At 71.2% G+C, this 15,710-nt stretch carries 15 protein-coding genes; 10 read left to right on the top strand and 5 right to left on the bottom strand.

The annotated features are described in order from the left end of the window. Position 1 precedes the first annotated feature (1 nt). Entirely contained in the window at positions 2 to 490 is a 489-nt protein-coding gene (locus ABG090_RS01375; protein ID WP_347755725.1) for a hypothetical protein, read from the bottom strand. A 292-nt stretch (positions 491 to 782) separates the two neighbouring features. On the opposite strand from ABG090_RS01375, the gene ABG090_RS01370 reads away from it, so the two are divergent. Continuing rightward, the gene (locus tag ABG090_RS01370) at positions 783 to 2,141 is read left to right on the top strand and encodes a DUF6421 family protein (RefSeq protein ID WP_347757647.1); all 1,359 of its coding nucleotides are present in this window, start codon (positions 783 to 785) and stop codon (positions 2,139 to 2,141) included. Between the two features lie 60 nt (positions 2,142 to 2,201). Here ABG090_RS01370 and ABG090_RS01365 read toward each other — a convergent pair whose 3' ends face one another. Beyond that, a complete protein-coding gene (locus tag ABG090_RS01365; RefSeq protein ID WP_347755723.1) occupies positions 2,202 to 3,083 on the bottom strand; it encodes a manganese catalase family protein in 882 nt (293 codons plus the stop codon). Between the two features lie 220 nt (positions 3,084 to 3,303). On the opposite strand from ABG090_RS01365, the gene ABG090_RS01360 reads away from it, so the two are divergent. Together ABG090_RS01360 and ABG090_RS01355 are read left to right on the top strand one after the other, a co-directional pair. Next, entirely contained in the window at positions 3,304 to 3,495 is a 192-nt protein-coding gene (locus ABG090_RS01360) for a hypothetical protein (protein WP_347755721.1), read from the top strand. Positions 3,496 to 3,513: 18 nt separating this feature from the next. Continuing rightward, positions 3,514 to 4,140 (top strand): SDR family NAD(P)-dependent oxidoreductase, encoded by a 627-nt coding sequence (locus ABG090_RS01355; RefSeq protein WP_347755719.1) that lies wholly within the window; start codon positions 3,514 to 3,516, stop codon positions 4,138 to 4,140. 111 nt (positions 4,141 to 4,251) lie between these two features. Here the strand turns inward: ABG090_RS01355 and ABG090_RS01350 are convergent, their stop codons facing one another. Together ABG090_RS01350 and ABG090_RS01345 are read right to left on the bottom strand one after the other, a co-directional pair. Beyond that, positions 4,252 to 4,692 carry a nitroreductase family deazaflavin-dependent oxidoreductase gene (locus tag ABG090_RS01350; protein WP_347755718.1) on the bottom strand — a complete coding sequence of 147 codons (441 nt, stop codon included), beginning with the start codon at positions 4,690 to 4,692 and terminating at the stop codon, positions 4,252 to 4,254. A 217-nt stretch (positions 4,693 to 4,909) separates the two neighbouring features. Beyond that, entirely contained in the window at positions 4,910 to 7,408 is a 2,499-nt protein-coding gene (locus ABG090_RS01345; protein WP_347755716.1) for a DUF3516 domain-containing protein, read from the bottom strand. Positions 7,409 to 7,526: 118 nt separating this feature from the next. On the opposite strand from ABG090_RS01345, the gene ABG090_RS01340 reads away from it, so the two are divergent. Next, the gene (locus ABG090_RS01340; RefSeq protein WP_347755714.1) at positions 7,527 to 9,356 is read left to right on the top strand and encodes a PTS transporter subunit IIC; all 1,830 of its coding nucleotides are present in this window, start codon (positions 7,527 to 7,529) and stop codon (positions 9,354 to 9,356) included. After that, entirely contained in the window at positions 9,353 to 10,054 is a 702-nt protein-coding gene (locus tag ABG090_RS01335) for a sugar isomerase domain-containing protein (protein ID WP_347755712.1), read from the top strand. Before ABG090_RS01340 ends, ABG090_RS01335 begins: the two co-directional genes overlap by 4 nt. Here ABG090_RS01335 and ABG090_RS01330 read toward each other — a convergent pair. Beyond that, positions 10,008 to 10,748, bottom strand: coding sequence for a GntR family transcriptional regulator (locus ABG090_RS01330; RefSeq protein WP_347755711.1), 741 nt, complete (start codon positions 10,746 to 10,748; stop codon positions 10,008 to 10,010). The genes ABG090_RS01335 and ABG090_RS01330 overlap by 47 nt on opposite strands. Before the next feature lie 96 nt (positions 10,749 to 10,844). On the opposite strand from ABG090_RS01330, the gene ABG090_RS01325 reads away from it, so the two are divergent. The 5 genes from ABG090_RS01325 (at position 10,845) to ABG090_RS01305 (ending at position 15,701) form a co-directional block, all read left to right on the top strand. Further along, complete coding sequence (locus tag ABG090_RS01325) at positions 10,845 to 11,189, top strand: hypothetical protein (RefSeq protein WP_347755709.1); 345 nt, start codon at positions 10,845 to 10,847, stop codon at positions 11,187 to 11,189. A gap of 123 nt (positions 11,190 to 11,312) precedes the next feature. Then, on the top strand, positions 11,313 to 12,764 hold the full coding sequence (locus ABG090_RS01320; protein WP_347757645.1) for an SDR family NAD(P)-dependent oxidoreductase: 1,452 nt from the start codon (positions 11,313 to 11,315) through the stop codon (positions 12,762 to 12,764). 142 nt (positions 12,765 to 12,906) lie between these two features. After that, on the top strand, positions 12,907 to 13,143 hold the full coding sequence (locus tag ABG090_RS01315) for a hypothetical protein (RefSeq protein WP_347755707.1): 237 nt from the start codon (positions 12,907 to 12,909) through the stop codon (positions 13,141 to 13,143). 89 nt (positions 13,144 to 13,232) lie between these two features. Next, the gene (locus ABG090_RS01310) at positions 13,233 to 13,703 is read left to right on the top strand and encodes a LapA family protein (RefSeq protein ID WP_347755705.1); all 471 of its coding nucleotides are present in this window, start codon (positions 13,233 to 13,235) and stop codon (positions 13,701 to 13,703) included. A 90-nt stretch (positions 13,704 to 13,793) separates the two neighbouring features. Further along, complete coding sequence (locus ABG090_RS01305; RefSeq protein ID WP_347755703.1) at positions 13,794 to 15,701, top strand: hypothetical protein; 1,908 nt, start codon at positions 13,794 to 13,796, stop codon at positions 15,699 to 15,701. The last annotated feature ends 9 nt before the right edge of the window (positions 15,702 to 15,710 follow it).

The following is a 15,710-nucleotide window of genomic DNA, read 5'->3' as shown; positions in this document are numbered from 1 at the left end:
CTCAGATCCGGCTGGACCGCCGCGGTTCCTCGCCGACTGTCGATGCCGGCTCCGACGCCGTCTCGTCGGCGTCGATGGGGCGATCCACCTGCCGTCCGAGCGCGATCAGCAGGATTGCCATCGCCATCGCGCAGGCGAGCAGCAACCAGGAGGAGTAGAGCAGCGCCGAAGGCACGCCGCGCAGGTAGGCGGGTGTGACGACGAGGAAGAACGAGAACAGGAACGAGAGCACGGCGATGACGCCGGCCGAGGCTCCGAGCCAGAACGCGGAGGCCTGCCGCCACACGATCGCGCGAGCGAGCACGAGCAGCGCCCAGGCGCTGGAGGGTCCGAGCACCGTCAGGAACCAGTAGGGAACCAGATCCGGCACGTCGGGCTTCGTCGCCGCGATCAGCGCCGTGCTGATGGAGGCGTGCAGCACCACGGTGACCGCGACCGGCACTGCGGTGGCGAGCACCGCATTCATCCGGCTGGGTTCAGACTCCTGCACGATTGCTCCAATGGCTGAGCGTATGCCTGTCGTGCCGCGGGCACCACCCCGGCTTTGCTCGCCGCATCCTCTCGCGCTGCTTGCGCGCGCCCCGGCGAGCGCAAGGCGTGCTCGCGCAATTCCGTTGCGGGCGACGGCGACGTCCGTCGCCACGCTCAGAACTGGCAGGAAAGGCGAGGCTGGGCGCAAGATACGCGCGTGAGTCGCCCCTTACGCTGGAAACACGCACCGATCGAGCGTCCTCGCCTCGATCTCCTTGGCCCTCGAACCTCACCAGGAGGCTCCCGTGACGATGACCCAGACCACTGCCGCAGACCTGCGTCAGCACGCCGCATGGCTCCAGATCAAGGCGGCCGCCACCGCACTGCAGCCGATGCAGTCGAAGAACGGTGCCATCGAGGATCCGGCCGACCACGACGCGGCCCGCACGCACGTCGCCGAGCTCGCCCAGGGCATCCGCGACATCGCCCCCGAGTTCCCCCACGATGCCGCCTACCTCGCGCAGGCGGCGAACGACTTCGAGCGCTGGGAGGCCGAGGGCTTCGGCGAGCCCGACTTCTTCGACTCGCTCATGCAGTTCCAGCCGCAGCAGCACCGAGTCGACGGGCTGGCGCACCTGGTCGTCTTCCCGATGTACACGCAGAACGGCTCCACGAAGCGCCTCGTTGAGGCCGTGCTGGTGGAGGTCATCTGGCCCGAGTTCATCGCCGATCTCGAGGCCGGCGACTACTCCAACAAGCTCTTCGTGCCGCTGCGCTTCATCGACTTCACGGCCGGCTACGACACCAACTCGGCCGTGCTCTTCCCCGAGACCGTGGCGATGCGCGAGATCCCCTCGTTCACCTGGGGAGCGATCTTCCAGGATCGGGAGGCGGCCCGCTTCCGCCGCGTGGTCGATGCCGCGTGCGATGTCACCAAGCTGCAGCTGCCGGCGGATGCGGCCGAGCTGCTGCACGACCAGCGGCTGACGGAGGAGACCTTCGTCATGTGGGACCTCATCCACGACCGCACCCACATGCGCGGCGACCTGCCGTTCGACCCGTTCATGATCAAGCAGCGCATGCCGTTCTTCCTTTACTCGCTCGAGGAGCTGCGCTGCGACCTCACCGCCTTCCGCGAGTCGGTCGCGATCGAGCGCCGCATCGCCGCCGACGACCAGGCGACGGATGCCGACCGCGAGCTCGCGAAGCACGCGAAGCGCGTGCAGTACGCCGTGATCTTCGACCGCATCTTCCGCTTCGCGATCACGGGCTCGCGCACCCGCAACTACGACGGCCTCGGCGGCCAGCTGCTCTTCGCGTGGCTGCACCAGCACCGCGTGCTGCACTGGACCGACACGCAGCTCGCCTTCGACTGGGACGAGGTGCCGGACGTGGTGAACAAGCTCGGCGAGGCGATCGAGCAGCTCTACTGGAGGTCGATCGACCGCCCGAAGGTCGCGCACTGGCTGGCCGCGTACGAGCTGGTCTCGTCGGTCGTGGAGCCGCACCCGGCATCCAAGTGGAAGGCGGGCGAGCTGCCGCTCGATGGCGCGCCCCGCCAGCTGACCGACCTGGTCATGGACGACGAGTTCCCGCTGTCGATGTTCTACGAGGCGTTCGAGAAGAAGATGCGCGACGTCATCGCCTCGACCGAGGGCATCACCGCCTGACGCGGCAGGACGGCCCGAGGGAGGCGACTGCGCCGGGCGCCTCCCCCGGGTCGCCGGGCCTCACTCCTTGTGCAGCTTGTCCTGCACCTCGCCAGCGAGCTTCTCGGCGGTGTTCGACTTCGGCGTCGTGCCGTACCAGCGCGCATCCGGCGTCGTCGGCGGCGGCATCGGCACGCCTGCCTCCGGCTCGGCGCGATACGAGAACTCGCCATGGCCGTCGGGCGTCGGGCCGCTCGCCCAGCTGCCCTCGCTGGCGGCCGCGCCGTCGCTGAAGTTGATGTACTCGTACGACACTGCGGTGTGCTCCTTGCGCTGCGGGAAGTTGCTCGGCACCGGCAGGTCCTCGTGGCCCTCCTCGCGCAACTCGGCCGCGGCGGCGATCCACTGGTTCTGGTGCATGGTGTCGCGCGCAAGCAAGAACTTGAGGAGATCGCGCACGCCGTGGTCGTCCGTCATGTGGTACAGCCGCGCAACCTGAGTTCGGCCCTGCATCTCGGCATTGGCGTTCGCCGTGAAATCGGCGAGCAGGTTGCCGCTCGCGGTGATGTAGCTGCCCTGCCAGGGGTTGCCCATCGAGTCGACCGGGCGAGCGCCCGCGCCCGCGACGATCCCCTGCTGGATGTCGGTGCCGCCGACGACCGCGGCGACGGTCGGGTCGGCCTGCACGGCCTCGTCGGTGATGCCGAGCGGAGCCTTCTCGAGCAGCTGCGCGATCATCACGGCGAGCATCTCGACGTGCCCCATCTCCTCGGCCCCGATGCCGAAGACGAGGTCGCGGTACTTGCCCGGCATGTGCATGTTCCAGGCCTGGAACTGATACTGCATGGCAACGCTGATCTCGCCGTATTGGCCACCCAGCACCTCCTGCAGCTTGCGGGCGTAGACGGCATCCGGCTTCTCGGGCGTTGCCGTGTGCTGCAGTTCCTGCTTGTGGAAGTACATCGCAATCCTCCGCTTCTCGGTGACGCGGTCCGGACGGCCCGGGCCGTGGTGTGGCGTGAACGCTACGGAGGCCTGTTGGGGTACGTCAATGAGATTGCCGCGACCATCTCCTGTGAGTTCGGTGCATGGATGCCAGCGCGCGCAGCAGGATGCCTGCGCCGCTCGAGGCAGGCCGTGCATCGCCCTGTCAGCCTCCAGGGTCATCTGCGATAGTGCTGGCATGAGCATCCAATGGACCCCTGATTACGGCGAGCTCCTCAAGCGCGGGCTCACCATTCCGCTGGACGGCAGCGAGGACGATGCGGTGGAAGCCGTGCAGCAGCAGCTCGACGCCGGCGGCGCGGTACCGGCCGAGCCCGAGCTGCGGCAGCTCGTGCAGGACGCACGCAAGGGTGCGAAGCAGCAGGACTGACGCGGCAGACTGGGCGACATGCGCATCCTCATCGCTGGCGCCACGAGCGCGCTCGGCCACGCCACTGCATCCGCCCTGCTTGAGGCGGGCCATCACGTCATCGCCGTCGGCTCTGACGCCGACAGGTTGGGGCTCGTCGACGCGAGCGAGCACTTCGCGTGCGACCTCGCCGACCTCGACGCCGTCGAGGCGCTCGCGGAGCAGGTGGGTGAACTCGACGGACTCGTGCATCTGGTCGGCGGCTGGCGCGGTGGTGGCGGGCTGCCCGGCCAGACCGACGAGGACTGGGCGTGGCTCGAGGCGCGCGTCGTCGGCACGCTGCGCAACACCACGCGCGCGTTCGCCGAAGCGATCGGCCGGTCGGGGGCCGGCGTCATCGCGATCATCTCGACCACGGGTCTCGATCGCCCCACCGCGGGCAACGCGAACTACGTGGCGCTGAAGGCGGCGGCCGAGACGTGGCTGGCCGCGGTCGGTCACGCCCTGCGCGCGACACCCGTGCGCACGGTCGTGAAGCGCGTCAAGGCGCTCGTCTCGGACGCCGATCGCGCCGCGCAGCCGGAGAAGGACTTCAGCGGCTCGACCGACGTCGCGGAGCTCGCCGCCGAGCTGGCTGCGGAGTTCCAGCCCTCCCCCGCCGCCTGACGACGCCGTCGCCGCTGGCCGCCCGCGCCCACGCCGTCCGTCAACCGGGCTGGTGGCCTGGCAAGCCGAAATGCAGGTTGCCAGACCAAGCGACCGGTTGAGGGCGGCGCGTCAGTCGGGCTTGCGCTCCAGCACGAAGACGGGGATCAGCCGGTCGGTGCTCTCCTGGTAATCGGCGTACGGCGGGTAGGCAGCCACCGACCGCTCCCACCATGCGTCGCGCTCCGCGCCGGAGACCTCGCGGGCGATGTAGTCGTGGCGTTCGCCGAGATCCTGCAGCTCGACGTGCGGGTGCGCCTTCAGGTTGTAGTACCAGACCGGATGCTTCGGGGCGCCGCCCATCGAGGCCACGACGGCGTAGTCGCCCTCGTGCTCCACGCGCATGAGCGCCGTCTTGCGCAGCTTGCCGCTCTTCGCGCCGACGCTGGTGAGCAGGATGATCGGCATGCCGCGCATCGTGTTCGCCTCGGCGCCGTTCGACGCCTCGAACTGCTCGGCCTGCTTGCGTGCCCATTCGGAGGTGCTGGGTGCGTACTCGCCCTGCAGCGGCATAGGTGCTCCTTCAATCGTCTCGTAGATGCGGTCGCGGTTGCGTTGCCCAATGCAACGGCACGGCTGGCGGCGCCATTCCGCGGCGTTCAACCGGGCAGGTGGTCTGGCACCAGGATATTTGCGTCGCGAGACCACTGGGCCGGTTGACGGACGGCGAAGCGGCGGCGAAGCGGCGGCGAAGCGGCGGCGGAGCAGCGGCCGAGGCGCGGCGGGTGGATCAGAGGCGGCCGACGCGGGTGACCTGCACGACCGCGACGCCTGCCTCCGCTGACGCCTCGAGGTCGATCGTCGCCCAGATGCGCCAGTCGTGGTCGCCGGCCGGGTCGGCGAGGATCTGCTGCGCCTCCCAGACGGTGTGCCCCTCGTCGATGACGAGCATGCGCGAGCTGCGCGCGTCGGCACCGGTGCCGATGGTCTCGTGCTCGTCGTAGTAGGCGTCGAGCGCGTCGCCCCAGGCAGCCGAGCCGAAGCCCGGGTCGAGCTCGCCGAGCTCCTCGTGTTTGTCGAGCGCGGCGAGCTGCACGCGCCGGAACAGCTCGTTTCGCACCAGCGTCCTGAACGCCCGCGGGTTCGCGACCACGCTCGGCGGCGGCGGCGCGATGGGCGTCTCACCGGGTGCGGTGGGATGCATGAGCTCCTCCCACTCGTCGAGCAGACTTGAATCGACCTGCCGCACGACCTCGCCGAGCCATTCGATGATGTCGAGCAGATCCTCGCTCTTCGCCTCGTCGGGCACCGTCTGCCGCACCGCGCGGAAGGCGTCCGAGAGGTAGCGCAGCACGAGCCCCTCGCTGCGTGCCAGGCCATAGTGCTGCGTGTAGTCGGCGAAGGTCATCGCCCGCTCCCACATGTCGCGCACCACCGACTTCGGCGACAGCGCGAAGTCACTCACCCACGGCTGCGACGATGCGAAGACCGCGAGCGCCTCGGTCAGCAGCTCCTCCAGCGGCTTCGGGTGCGTGACCTCCTCGAGCAGCTCCATCCGCTCCTCGTACTCGATGCCTTCTGCCTTCATCGCCGCGACGGCCTCGCCGCGCGCGAGGAACTGCTGCTGCGACAGGATCGGGCGCGGGTCGTCGAGCGTCGACTCGATCACCGAGATGACGTCGAGCGGATGGGTCGGGTCGGCGGGGTCGAGCACGTCGATGACCTCGAGCGCGAAGGGCGAGAGCGGCTGGTTGAGCGCGAAGTTCGGCTGCAGGTCGACCGTCAGGCGGATGAGCGGCGGGCCGTCGGGGTTGGTCGGGTCGACGTGCTGCTCGACCACGCCCGCGGTGCGGAGCGTGCGGTAGATCGCGAGCGCGCGCCGCTCGAGCGCGAGCTTCGACCGCCACGGCTCGTGCGACGACTCGATCAGGTCGCGCACCTCGCTGAAGGCGTCGCCGCCGCGCCCGATGACGTTCAGCAGCATCGAGTGGCTGATCTGCATGCTGGAGGTGAGCGGCTCCGGCTCGGCCTCGATGAGCTTCTCGAACGAGGGCTTGCCCCACGAGACGAAGCCCTCGGGCGCCTTCTTCCGCACGAGCTTGCGCCGCTGTTTCGCGTCGTCGCCGGCCTTCGCGAGCATCTTGGCGTTCTCTGCCTCGTGCTCGGGCGCCTGCACCACGACCGTGCCGGCGGTGTCGTAGCCGGCCCGGCCGGCTCGGCCGGCGATCTGGTGGAATTCGCGGGCGGTGAGCTGCCGCATCCGCTGCCCGTCGAACTTCGTCAGGCCGGTCATGAGCACCGTGCGGATGGGCACGTTGATGCCGACGCCGAGCGTGTCGGTGCCGCAGATGACCCGCAGCAGGCCCTGCTGGGCGAGCTGCTCGACGAGCCGTCGGTACTTCGGGAGCATGCCCGCGTGATGCACGCCGATGCCGGAGCGCACGAGCCGCGACAGCGTCTTGCCGAACGTGGTGGTGAAGCGGAACTCGCCGATCGCGGCGGCGATCTGGTCGCGCTGCTCGCGGGTGATGATCTTCGTCGACGAGAGTGCCTGCGCGCGCTCGAGCGCGGCCGCCTGGGCGAAGTGCACGATGTAGACGGGAGCCTGGTTGGTGGCGAGCAGCTCCTCGACCGTCTCGTGCACGGGCGTCATGGCATACGAGTACGACAGCGGCACCGGGCGCTCGACGCCGGTGACGGATGCCGTCTCGCGGCCCGTGCGGCGGCTCAGGTCGTCGGCGATCGCGGTCGTGTCGCCCAGGGTCGCCGACATGAGGATGAACTGCACGTGCGGCAGCGTCAGCAGCGGCACCTGCCAGGCCCAGCCGCGCTGCGGATCGGCGTAGTAGTGGAACTCATCCATCACCACCTGCCCCACCTCGGTCTGCCCGCCGTTGCGCAGCGCTAGGTTCGCGAGGATCTCGGCGGTGCAGCAGATGATCGGCGCATCGCCGTTGACGGCTGAGTCGCCCGTGACCATGCCGACATTCTCGGCGCCGAAGACCTCGACCAGGGCAAAGAACTTCTCGCTCACGAGCGCCTTGATGGGCGCGGTGTAGAAGGAGCGCTGCCCCTGCGCGATGGCGGCGAAGTGCGCACCCATCGCCACGAGCGACTTGCCGGTGCCGGTGGGCGTCGAGAGGATCACGTTGGAGCCCGTGACGATCTCGAGCAGCGCCTCCTCCTGCGCCGGGTAGAGCGTCAGCCCGCGCTCCAGCGCCCAAGACTCGAAGGCGTCGAAGGCGGCATCCGGATCCCAGTCCGCTGGGGCGTGCTCGAGGAGTGTCATCGTCTCGAGTCTGGCGCACCGCGCTGGCTTCGCGGCGCGCAGGCAGCCCGCGCTCGACACGGGAGCAAGTGGGCTATACCATTTCGCACACACCTTCACCCCAAGGACGGGAGCAGCCGTGGGCGTCTTCGAAGACATCGTCACCCTCATCACCGACAACTTCCTCAGCCAGGTCGCGCTGCTGATCGGTCTGATCGCGCTCGTCGGCCTCGCGCTGCAGCGCAAGCCGATCGAGCAGGTGGTCGCCGGCGGCCTGCGGGCCACGATCGGCGTGGTGATCCTCAACATCGGCGTCGAGATCTTCGTGGGCGGCCTCGTGGCCTTCCAGGCGATCGTCTCGAGCGCCATGGGGCTCGAGCCGCCGACCGCGACCTCGACGCTGACCGACTTCAACGCCGGTGCGGGCTCGGTCGTGCCGCTCATCATCGCGGGCGGCTTCGTCGTCCACCTCGCGCTCGTGCGCATCTTCCGTGCCGCCCGCTACGTCTACCTCACGGGTCACCTCATGTACTGGATGAGCGTCGTCATCGCGGCCACGCTCGTCGAGGCGTTCGGCGACGTCGACCGCTGGCTGCTCGCGGGCGTCGGCAGCGTGCTGATCGGCTGCTACTGGGTGCTGCAGCCGCTGTGGACGGCACCGCTCATGCGCCGCGTGATGGCCGATGGCGGCGAGGTCGGCCTGGCCCACACCACGTCGACGCTCGCGATCGCCACCGGCTACGGCGCCAAGTGGCTGCGGCTCGGCGACCCGGCCAAGCACGACAGCGAAGCGCTGAAGCTGCCGAAGGGCCTGTCGTTCTTCAAGGACGTCAACGTCTCGACCGCGTTCATCATCGGCGTCATCATGCTCGTCGCGATCGTGTTCGCGGATGGCGGCGTGGTCGAGGAGCAGATGGCCGGCGCCACCGTCATGCCGTGGGTCTGGGGCCTGCTGCAGGCGCTGCGCTTCGCGGCCGGTATCGCGATCCTGCTCTTCGGCGTGCGGATGTTCCTGGCCGAGATCGTGCCCGCGTTCCGCGGGCTGAGCGAGAAGGCCCTGCCGGGCACGCACCCGGCCCTCGACATCCCCGTGACCTTCACGAAGGCGCCGACGGCTGTCATGCTCGGCTTCCTCACCTCGGTCGTGGTCTTCCTCATCCTCATGGGCGTCTTCGCGGCCGGCGGCTGGTTCGTGCTGGTGCCGCCCATGATCATGCTCTTCTTCGGCGGCGGCGCGGGCGGCGTGTTCGGCAACGCCGTCGCCGGCTGGCGCGGCGCGGTCTTCGGCGGCCTCCTCAACGGCGTCATCCTCGCCTTCGGCCAGTGGATCTCGTGGGGCCTCTACTCCGACACCGCACCGGAGCTGGCCACGCTCGCCGACCCCGACTGGTTCGCCGTGGGCTGGCTGCTGATGGGCGCATCGACCGTGCTGGCGCCGCTGGGCGCCTGGTCGGCCTGGGTGGTCGCGGGCTTGGTGCTCGCCATCACGGTGGCCGTGCTCGTGCTGCTCGGGCGCCGACCCGCGCCGCCGATCGACCAGCACTCGGCCGATGCGACGGCCGAGCCCGTGCCGGTCGGCGCGCAGCGCGCCGCGGTGGACGCCGCCGAGCACGATCCCGCCGAGCAGGCGACGGCGAGCGCCTCACGCGCCGGAGCCTCCGCGGCCGCAGCGGCACGCCCGACCCCGCTGCGCGTGCTCGCAGTGTGCGGCGCGGGCATGGGCTCGAGCCTCATCCTCCGTCGCACGGCCGAGCAGGCCCTCGAGCGCCTCGGCGTCCAGGCCGAGCTCGAGCACACCGACGTCGGCTCGGCCCGCGGCACGCGAGCGGATGTCGTCATCGGGCAGCCGACCTACCTGGACGAGCTCGGCGATGGCGACGCGCTGTCGGTGCCGGTCGTGAGCTTCGTCGACGTCCGGGAGACCGAGGCGCGCCTGCGCGCGGCGCTCGAGGAGCGGGGCTGGCTGTGACCACGTTCGGCGCCTTCGTGGACCAGGTGATCGACGCCAACACCGAGCCGCTCGAGCGTGCCGCGCACGCGGTGCTCGCGACGCTGCGCGCCGATGGGCTCGTGCGCACCGCCGGCGCCGGGCACTCGCTCGCCGCGGTGATGGAGTCGTTCTACCGCGCCGGTGGCCTCGCGCAGGTGCGGCCGCTGTGGCATCCGTCGCTGCTGCCGCTCGGCGACGCGGCCGGCTCGACGCGCGGTGAGCGGCAGCCGGGGCTGGGTCTGGATGTCGTCGCGCGCGCTGGCGTGGAGGCGCGCGACACCGTCGTGGTCTTCTCGAGCTCCGGCATCAACCACTTCCCCGTCGAGGTGGCGCACGCGGCCGCGAGCGCGGGTGCGACCGTGATCGCGGTGACCTCGGTCGGCGCGAGCCGCGCCGCCGAGCCGCGGGCGGGCGCTCGCCTGTTCGAGCTCGCGAGCATCGTGCTCGACACCAGGGCGCCGGTGGGCGACGTGTCGCGGCCGTCCGCGGATCCGATCACGGCTCCTGTGTCGAGCCTCGCCACCAATGCGCTGTGGTCTGCCCTGCTCGAGCGCGTCGTGCTGCTCGAGCCGGATGCGCCGCTGTGGCGGAGCGCGAACGTGGCGGGCAACGACGACGCGAACGCCGCGCTCATCGCCCGGCTGTCGGCGCGGATCCCGGAGCTCGGGTCGGCGTGATCGCTGCCGAGAGCGCGAAGCGGTCGGCCGGATAGATCGACACGGTGCGCTCGAGCACCGTGCCTGCGGCCGTCGAGGTGCGCACGAATTCGAGCGCGGGTGAGCCCGGCTCGGCGTCGAGGAGCGCGGCGTCGTCGGCGTCGATGAGGCCGGCATGGATCACCTGCGTGCCGGCGTCGAATCGCACGCCGTATCGGTGCTCGAGCACGTCGTAGAGCGATGCGGTGGAGAAGTCGGCGGCCTCGAGCAGGCCCGGCGCCGCGGTGGCGAGCAGCGACGCTCGCTCGAGCGCCATCGGTCGCCCGTCGGCGAGTCGCACGCGCGTGAGTCGCACGAGCGGCTCGTCTGGCGCGACGGCGAACGTCGCCGCCAGCTCTCCCGCCGGCGCGGTCGTGGCCTCGACGACCTGCGCCGAGGGGACCATGCCCCACTGCAGCATGCTCTCGGTGAAGCTCGTGAGCGTGAGCGGCACGCTCAGCGCGGGGCGCGCGACGAAGCTGCCCCTGCCGACCTCGCGCGTCACCCGGCCCTCTGCGACCAGCATCTCGATCGCCTTGCGCGCGGTCATGCGCGAGACGCCCTCCTCGATCGCGAGATCCCGCTCGCTGGGCACCGGCGTGCCGACCGCCTGTCGCGCGACCTGCTCGCGCAGGCGCGCGGCGAGCTCGACGTACTTCGGAACGGGGCCGGGCATGCCCCGATTCTGCCATCCGAGTTGCTTCGGCAACGTTGATGCGACGCTGAGCGAAGGTGAGGAGGTCACCGCCGGTGGCAGGGTTAGCGTCGACGCATGCTCATCAAGGGAAAGCCGCAGGCAGAGACGCCACACGCAGCATTCGTCCCTGCGAGCGTCGCCGCGGCCATGGCCGCAGGTGCCGCCGTGCTTCTGCAGCTGTCTGCCCTGGCTTCGGCCGGGCCAGCCGGCGTCACCGAGGCGCTCTGGGTGCTCGGCTGGGCGATCGCCTTCTGGTCCGTACTCTCGATGGCCACGGCGATCGTGCTGCTCGCGCGGCCCCGCGAGCGGCCCGCGAGCTCTACCGGCGCGAGTGCCGCGCTCGTCGGCGCTGCCGCACTTCTGCTCGTGGTCTCCGCGTGGCTGCATCCGTTCGTCGGCAGCGGCTGGGGCATCGCCTGACGTGTAGCCGCTAGGAGGCGGGCGATAGAATCGCCTGTGCTCCCCCACCATTCGGATCCCTCTGGCGTGCCCGCTGCCGCGGCCGCGGACGCCGCCGCGGCACTCGACGCCGAGCGCGCGACCATCGATGCGGCCGACGTCGCGACGACCCTCCGCGTCCTGGCGACCCTGCACGAGATGGATCGCGACGACCCGCACTACGTCGCCGTGCGGCAGGCCACCGCGAACATGTTCAAGGAGGTCAAGCTCGCGAGCCGCAAGGCGAAGCACGCGCGCATCCAGGCCGCCGACCGCGCGGTGATCGCCGCGACCGCGACGGGCGCACCCGACCGCATCGACGACGAGACGCGCGGCATCCCGCTGGCGACCAGGGCCGCCGCACCGACCGTCGGCGAGCTGCTGCGATCGCGCGGCTGCTACATCTGCAAGCAGCAGTACACGCTGGTCGACGCCTTCTACCACCAGCTCTGCCCCGACTGCGCTCGCCTCAGCCACGCGAAGCGCGACGCCCGCACCGACCTCACGGGCAAGCGCGCGCTGCTCACCGGCGGCCGCGCGAAGATCGGCATGCACATCGCGCTGCGGCTGCTGCGCGATGGCGCCCACACCACCATCACGACGCGGTTCCCGCGGGATGCGGTGCGCAGGTTCGCGTCGCTGGAGGACTCCGCGGAGTGGCTCGACCGGCTGAAGGTCGTCGGCATCGACCTGCGCGACCCGGCCCAGGTGGTCGCGCTCGCCGAGGATGTCGCGGCCGCCGGGCCGCTCGACATCCTGATCAACAACGCGGCGCAGACGGTGCGCCGCTCCCCCGGTGCCTATGCGCCGCTCGTCGAGGCGGAGTCGTCGCCGCTGCCGGAGCTCTCGCCGCACGGCGGCCCGATGCCGGAGCTCGTGACCTTCGGGCACACGAACGACGCGCATCCGCTCGCCCTCGCGGCCTCGGTCGCGAGCCACCCGATCCTCGCGAGCGCGGCGTCGACGGCCGACGAGCTGACCGCGCAGGCGATGGCCGCGGGTTCGAGCTCGCTCGAGCGGCTGGCGGCCGGCACCGCGATCGACGCCGGCGGCCTGCTGCCGGACGAGGAGCACGTCAACTCCTGGACGCAGCACGTCGACCAGGTCGAGCCGCTCGAGATGCTCGAGGTGCAGCTGGCGAACATGACCGCGCCGTTCCTGCTGGTGTCGAAGCTGCGACCGGCGATGGCCGCGTCGGGCGCGCACCGCAAGTACATCGTGAACGTGTCGGCGATGGAGGGCGTGTTCGGCCGCGGCTACAAGGGCCCCGGTCACCCGCACACGAACATGGCGAAGGCCGCGCTCAACATGCTCACGCGCACGAGCGCCCGCGAGATGTTCGAGAGCGACCGCATCCTCATGACCGCCGTCGACACCGGCTGGATCACCGATGAGCGCCCCCACTTCACGAAGGTGCGGCTGGCCGAGGAGGGCTTCCACGCGCCGCTCGACCTGGTCGACGGTGCCGCGCGTGTCTACGACCCGATCGTGCGCGGCGAGGCGGGCGAGGATCTGTTCGGCATCTTCCTGAAGGACTACGACAAGGGCGCCTGGTGACCGCACCCGGCTCCGCCCGTCGAGGAGCGGCCGCAGGCCGCGTCACCGGCGCGGGTCGCCCCACCCCCGTTGGTCGAGGAGCGGCCGCAGGCCGCGGCACCCCCGCTGGTCGAGGAGCGGCCGCAGGCCGCGTCACGAGACCATGACCCCCGCCCAGCTGCGCGCCCTGCCGCTGGGCACCCGCCTCGTCGTCCGCTACCGCCTGCACGGCCAGCAGCACGGGGCGACGGACGCGCTCGGCGAGCTGGTCGCGGTCGATGCGGCCTCCTGCAGCATCGCCACGCGCCGCGGCGAGGTCACGATCGCGATCGCCGACATCATCGCCGCGAAGGAAGTGCCGCCGCCGCCAGCACCCCGACCGCGGCCGCAGCAGTCCTGACGACATCCGGCCCACATCCGGGCTTCCGGACTACGCTCGGCTTCACGCAGAGTCCCGCGCTGACCGCACCGAGCAAGGAGAGCATCGCCATGAACACGGATCCCACCTCGGACGACCGCCCGCTGCACGACGGCTCCGACCGCACCGCCGCAGATCGCTCGGCGGGCGTGCCCCCGCGCACCCAGGCTTCGAGCACCGAGCGCACGACCTCGAGCCCGACCGAGGCGCAGCGCGAGGACCGCCCCCGCGTGGTCGTCACCGACCCCTCGCTCGACCAGCACCAGGGCCAGGGCATCACGGGCGGCACCTGGATCGCGCTGATCCTCGGCACGCTCATCCTGATCCTGCTGCTCATCTTCATCCTCCAGAACAACGTCGAGGCGTCGTTCGCCTACTTCGGCTGGCAGTTCACGCTGCCGCTCGGCGTCGCCATGCTGTTCGCGGCGATCGCCGGCGTGCTCGTGGCGGGGCTGCTGGGCTCGGTGCGCCTGTTCAAGCTGAGCCGTCGCGTGCGCAGGCTCGAGGAGGAGCGCGCGAACATCAAGCGCGCCCTGCGCTGAACCGCCTCAAGCCCGGCTCACGGCTTCGGTAAGAAAGCCAGCCGACGCCGAGATCGCGCCTAGGCTCCTGGCAACCGGTCAGGGGGCTCCATGCGCGCACGGCGACTGCTCGCGATGGCGACGGCGCTCGGCGCGCCGTTGGGACTAGCGGCGGCGCTCCTGATCGGCGCCGTGCCCGCGCACGGTGCTGCAACGCCGCTGCACGCTGCGACGCCACAGCACGCTGCGACGCCACTGGCCGTGCGGGCATCCGCGCCGACACTGGCGAGCACCGCATCCGACCCGCTCAGCTGCGACGTGCTCGGCGGCGGGCAGGTCGCTGACGTCGTCGACCCGACACTGACCGCCATCGACGACACCGTCACGCTCGTCGAGGACTTCAGCGGTTTCGACGCGGCGCGCTTCACGGATCTCGGCGGCACCGCCTGCACCTGGAGCGTCGGCCAGGCCGTGGCGAACGTGACCTTCGCGTACGCGCCCATCGACGACGAGCAGGCGGCGGCCGCGATCGGCGACCTGGAGGCGGCCGGGCTGGTGCGTGTCGACACCTCCGCAGGCGTGCGGCTCTCGTCGAGCGGGTTCGACCAAGCCGGACCGCTCGACGGCGAGCACCTGATCGCCGACGACTACTGGGTGACGGTGCGACAGCTCAGCATCGGCAGCGGCGGCTACTTCATCGTGCCATCTGCGCCCGCGGATGCGGAGGCGCTGCGCGATCGCGTGCTGCTCGCACTGCCGCCGGCGCCGTCGCCGACTGCGACGCCGACGTCGGCAGCGCAGGCTCCACCGTCCGCTCCCGCCGAGGAAGCGGAGCCCGTGCTGGCCGCCGACGAGGCGAGCGTGCTCAGCGGCCTCACGCCTGCCGGCGCCGCACCCGTCACCGTCGCGAGCGTCGCCTCGACCGCAGGCACCGCCGTCGTGCTCGCGGCACTGCTCGCGATCCCCAACCGCCTCGTCGACATGACTGCTGGCGCGCTCGCCGATCGAGCGCGCCGCCGCTCGGCCGCCGGCGCCACCAGCATCGCCGACCGCATCCGGCACCTGATGCGGCGCGTCGAGCGCGCGCTGCACCCGGTCGCGGGCATCGCGATCGGGCTGGTCGCGGCCGGTGCCCTGACGGCGCTCATCGATCCCCGTGCGGGCGCGACGATCGGCACGCTGCGCCTGGCCGCATCCGCCACCCTGGGTTACGCGATCGAGGGACTGCTCGGCCTGCTGCTGGTGGCATGGATGCTGCGGCGGGATGGCGCCAGCGTCGGGGTGCGGTTCCGCCCGGTGTCGCTGCTCATCGTGCTCGGCGCGATCGTGGTCTCGCGCATCGTCGGCTTCGAGCCGGGCTTCGTGTTCGGCATCGTGCTGGCGCTGATCTTCCTGCGACCGTCTCCCACGCACGAGCAGCGCGCGGCCCTGCTCGAGCTCGGCTACCTCGCGGCGCTCGGTGTAGCCGCGTGGATGGTGTACAGCGTGATCCAGGTGAACGCGCCACCGACCGGCCCGCTCGGGTTGCTCGGGGTTGAGACGCTCGCGGGCCTCACGATCGGCTGCCTGATGGCGCTGCCGCTGCTGCTGAGCCCCGTCGGCGCACTCCCCGGCCGTGCCCTCTGGCGACGCAGCCGGATGCTGTGGGCGGGCATGATCACCGCGGCCATGGCGCTGGTGATCTGGGTGGTCATGCCGTTCCCTGCCGCGTGGGATGCGGTGCACACGCCGGTCGTCGCGTGGGTTGTGCTGCTCGCGGTGTACTCGGTCGTCGCCGCGGCACTGTGGGCGACAGTGACGCGTCCCTGGGATCGAGCGGATGCTTCGGCGGCGCCGACGGCGCCGCGGCAGCCTCCCGCGATCGACCCGGAGGCCCTGGACGCGCCGGTATCGCCGCCGCAGCCGCGCACCGGCGACGCGGATGCTGCAGCCGTCGCGGCACCGGCGGCCCCGACCTCGGCGTCCAACGACCCGACCGCCGCCGCAGCCGCTCCGGGACCCCGACCCTCACTCGACTGACCTGCACGC

It is taken from the genome of Agrococcus sp. ProA11, from assembly GCF_039880525.1.
Classification (GTDB): Bacteria; Actinomycetota; Actinomycetes; order Actinomycetales; family Microbacteriaceae; genus Agrococcus; species Agrococcus chionoecetis.
The sequence above is the reverse complement of the archived record's forward strand: the minus strand, read 5'-3'. Positions and strand labels throughout refer to the sequence as shown.

Bases quoted from the DNA above. Each gene is read 5' to 3' on its own strand.
- ABG090_RS01370 (WP_347757647.1), top strand. From the start codon at position 783: ATGACCCAGACCACTGCCGCAGACCTGCGTCAGCACGCCGCATGGCTC.
- ABG090_RS01365 (WP_347755723.1), bottom strand. From the start codon at position 3,083: ATGTACTTCCACAAGCAGGAACTGCAGCACACGGCAACGCCCGAGAAG.
- ABG090_RS01360 (WP_347755721.1), top strand. From the start codon at position 3,304: ATGAGCATCCAATGGACCCCTGATTACGGCGAGCTCCTCAAGCGCGGG.
- ABG090_RS01355 (WP_347755719.1), top strand. From the start codon at position 3,514: ATGCGCATCCTCATCGCTGGCGCCACGAGCGCGCTCGGCCACGCCACT.
- ABG090_RS01350 (WP_347755718.1), bottom strand. From the start codon at position 4,692: ATGCCGCTGCAGGGCGAGTACGCACCCAGCACCTCCGAATGGGCACGC.
- ABG090_RS01345 (WP_347755716.1), bottom strand. From the start codon at position 7,408: ATGACACTCCTCGAGCACGCCCCAGCGGACTGGGATCCGGATGCCGCC.
- ABG090_RS01330 (WP_347755711.1), bottom strand. From the start codon at position 10,748: ATGCCCGGCCCCGTTCCGAAGTACGTCGAGCTCGCCGCGCGCCTGCGC.
- ABG090_RS01325 (WP_347755709.1), top strand. From the start codon at position 10,845: ATGCTCATCAAGGGAAAGCCGCAGGCAGAGACGCCACACGCAGCATTC.
- ABG090_RS01315 (WP_347755707.1), top strand. From the start codon at position 12,907: ATGACCCCCGCCCAGCTGCGCGCCCTGCCGCTGGGCACCCGCCTCGTC.
- ABG090_RS01310 (WP_347755705.1), top strand. From the start codon at position 13,233: ATGAACACGGATCCCACCTCGGACGACCGCCCGCTGCACGACGGCTCC.
- ABG090_RS01305 (WP_347755703.1), top strand. From the start codon at position 13,794: ATGCGCGCACGGCGACTGCTCGCGATGGCGACGGCGCTCGGCGCGCCG.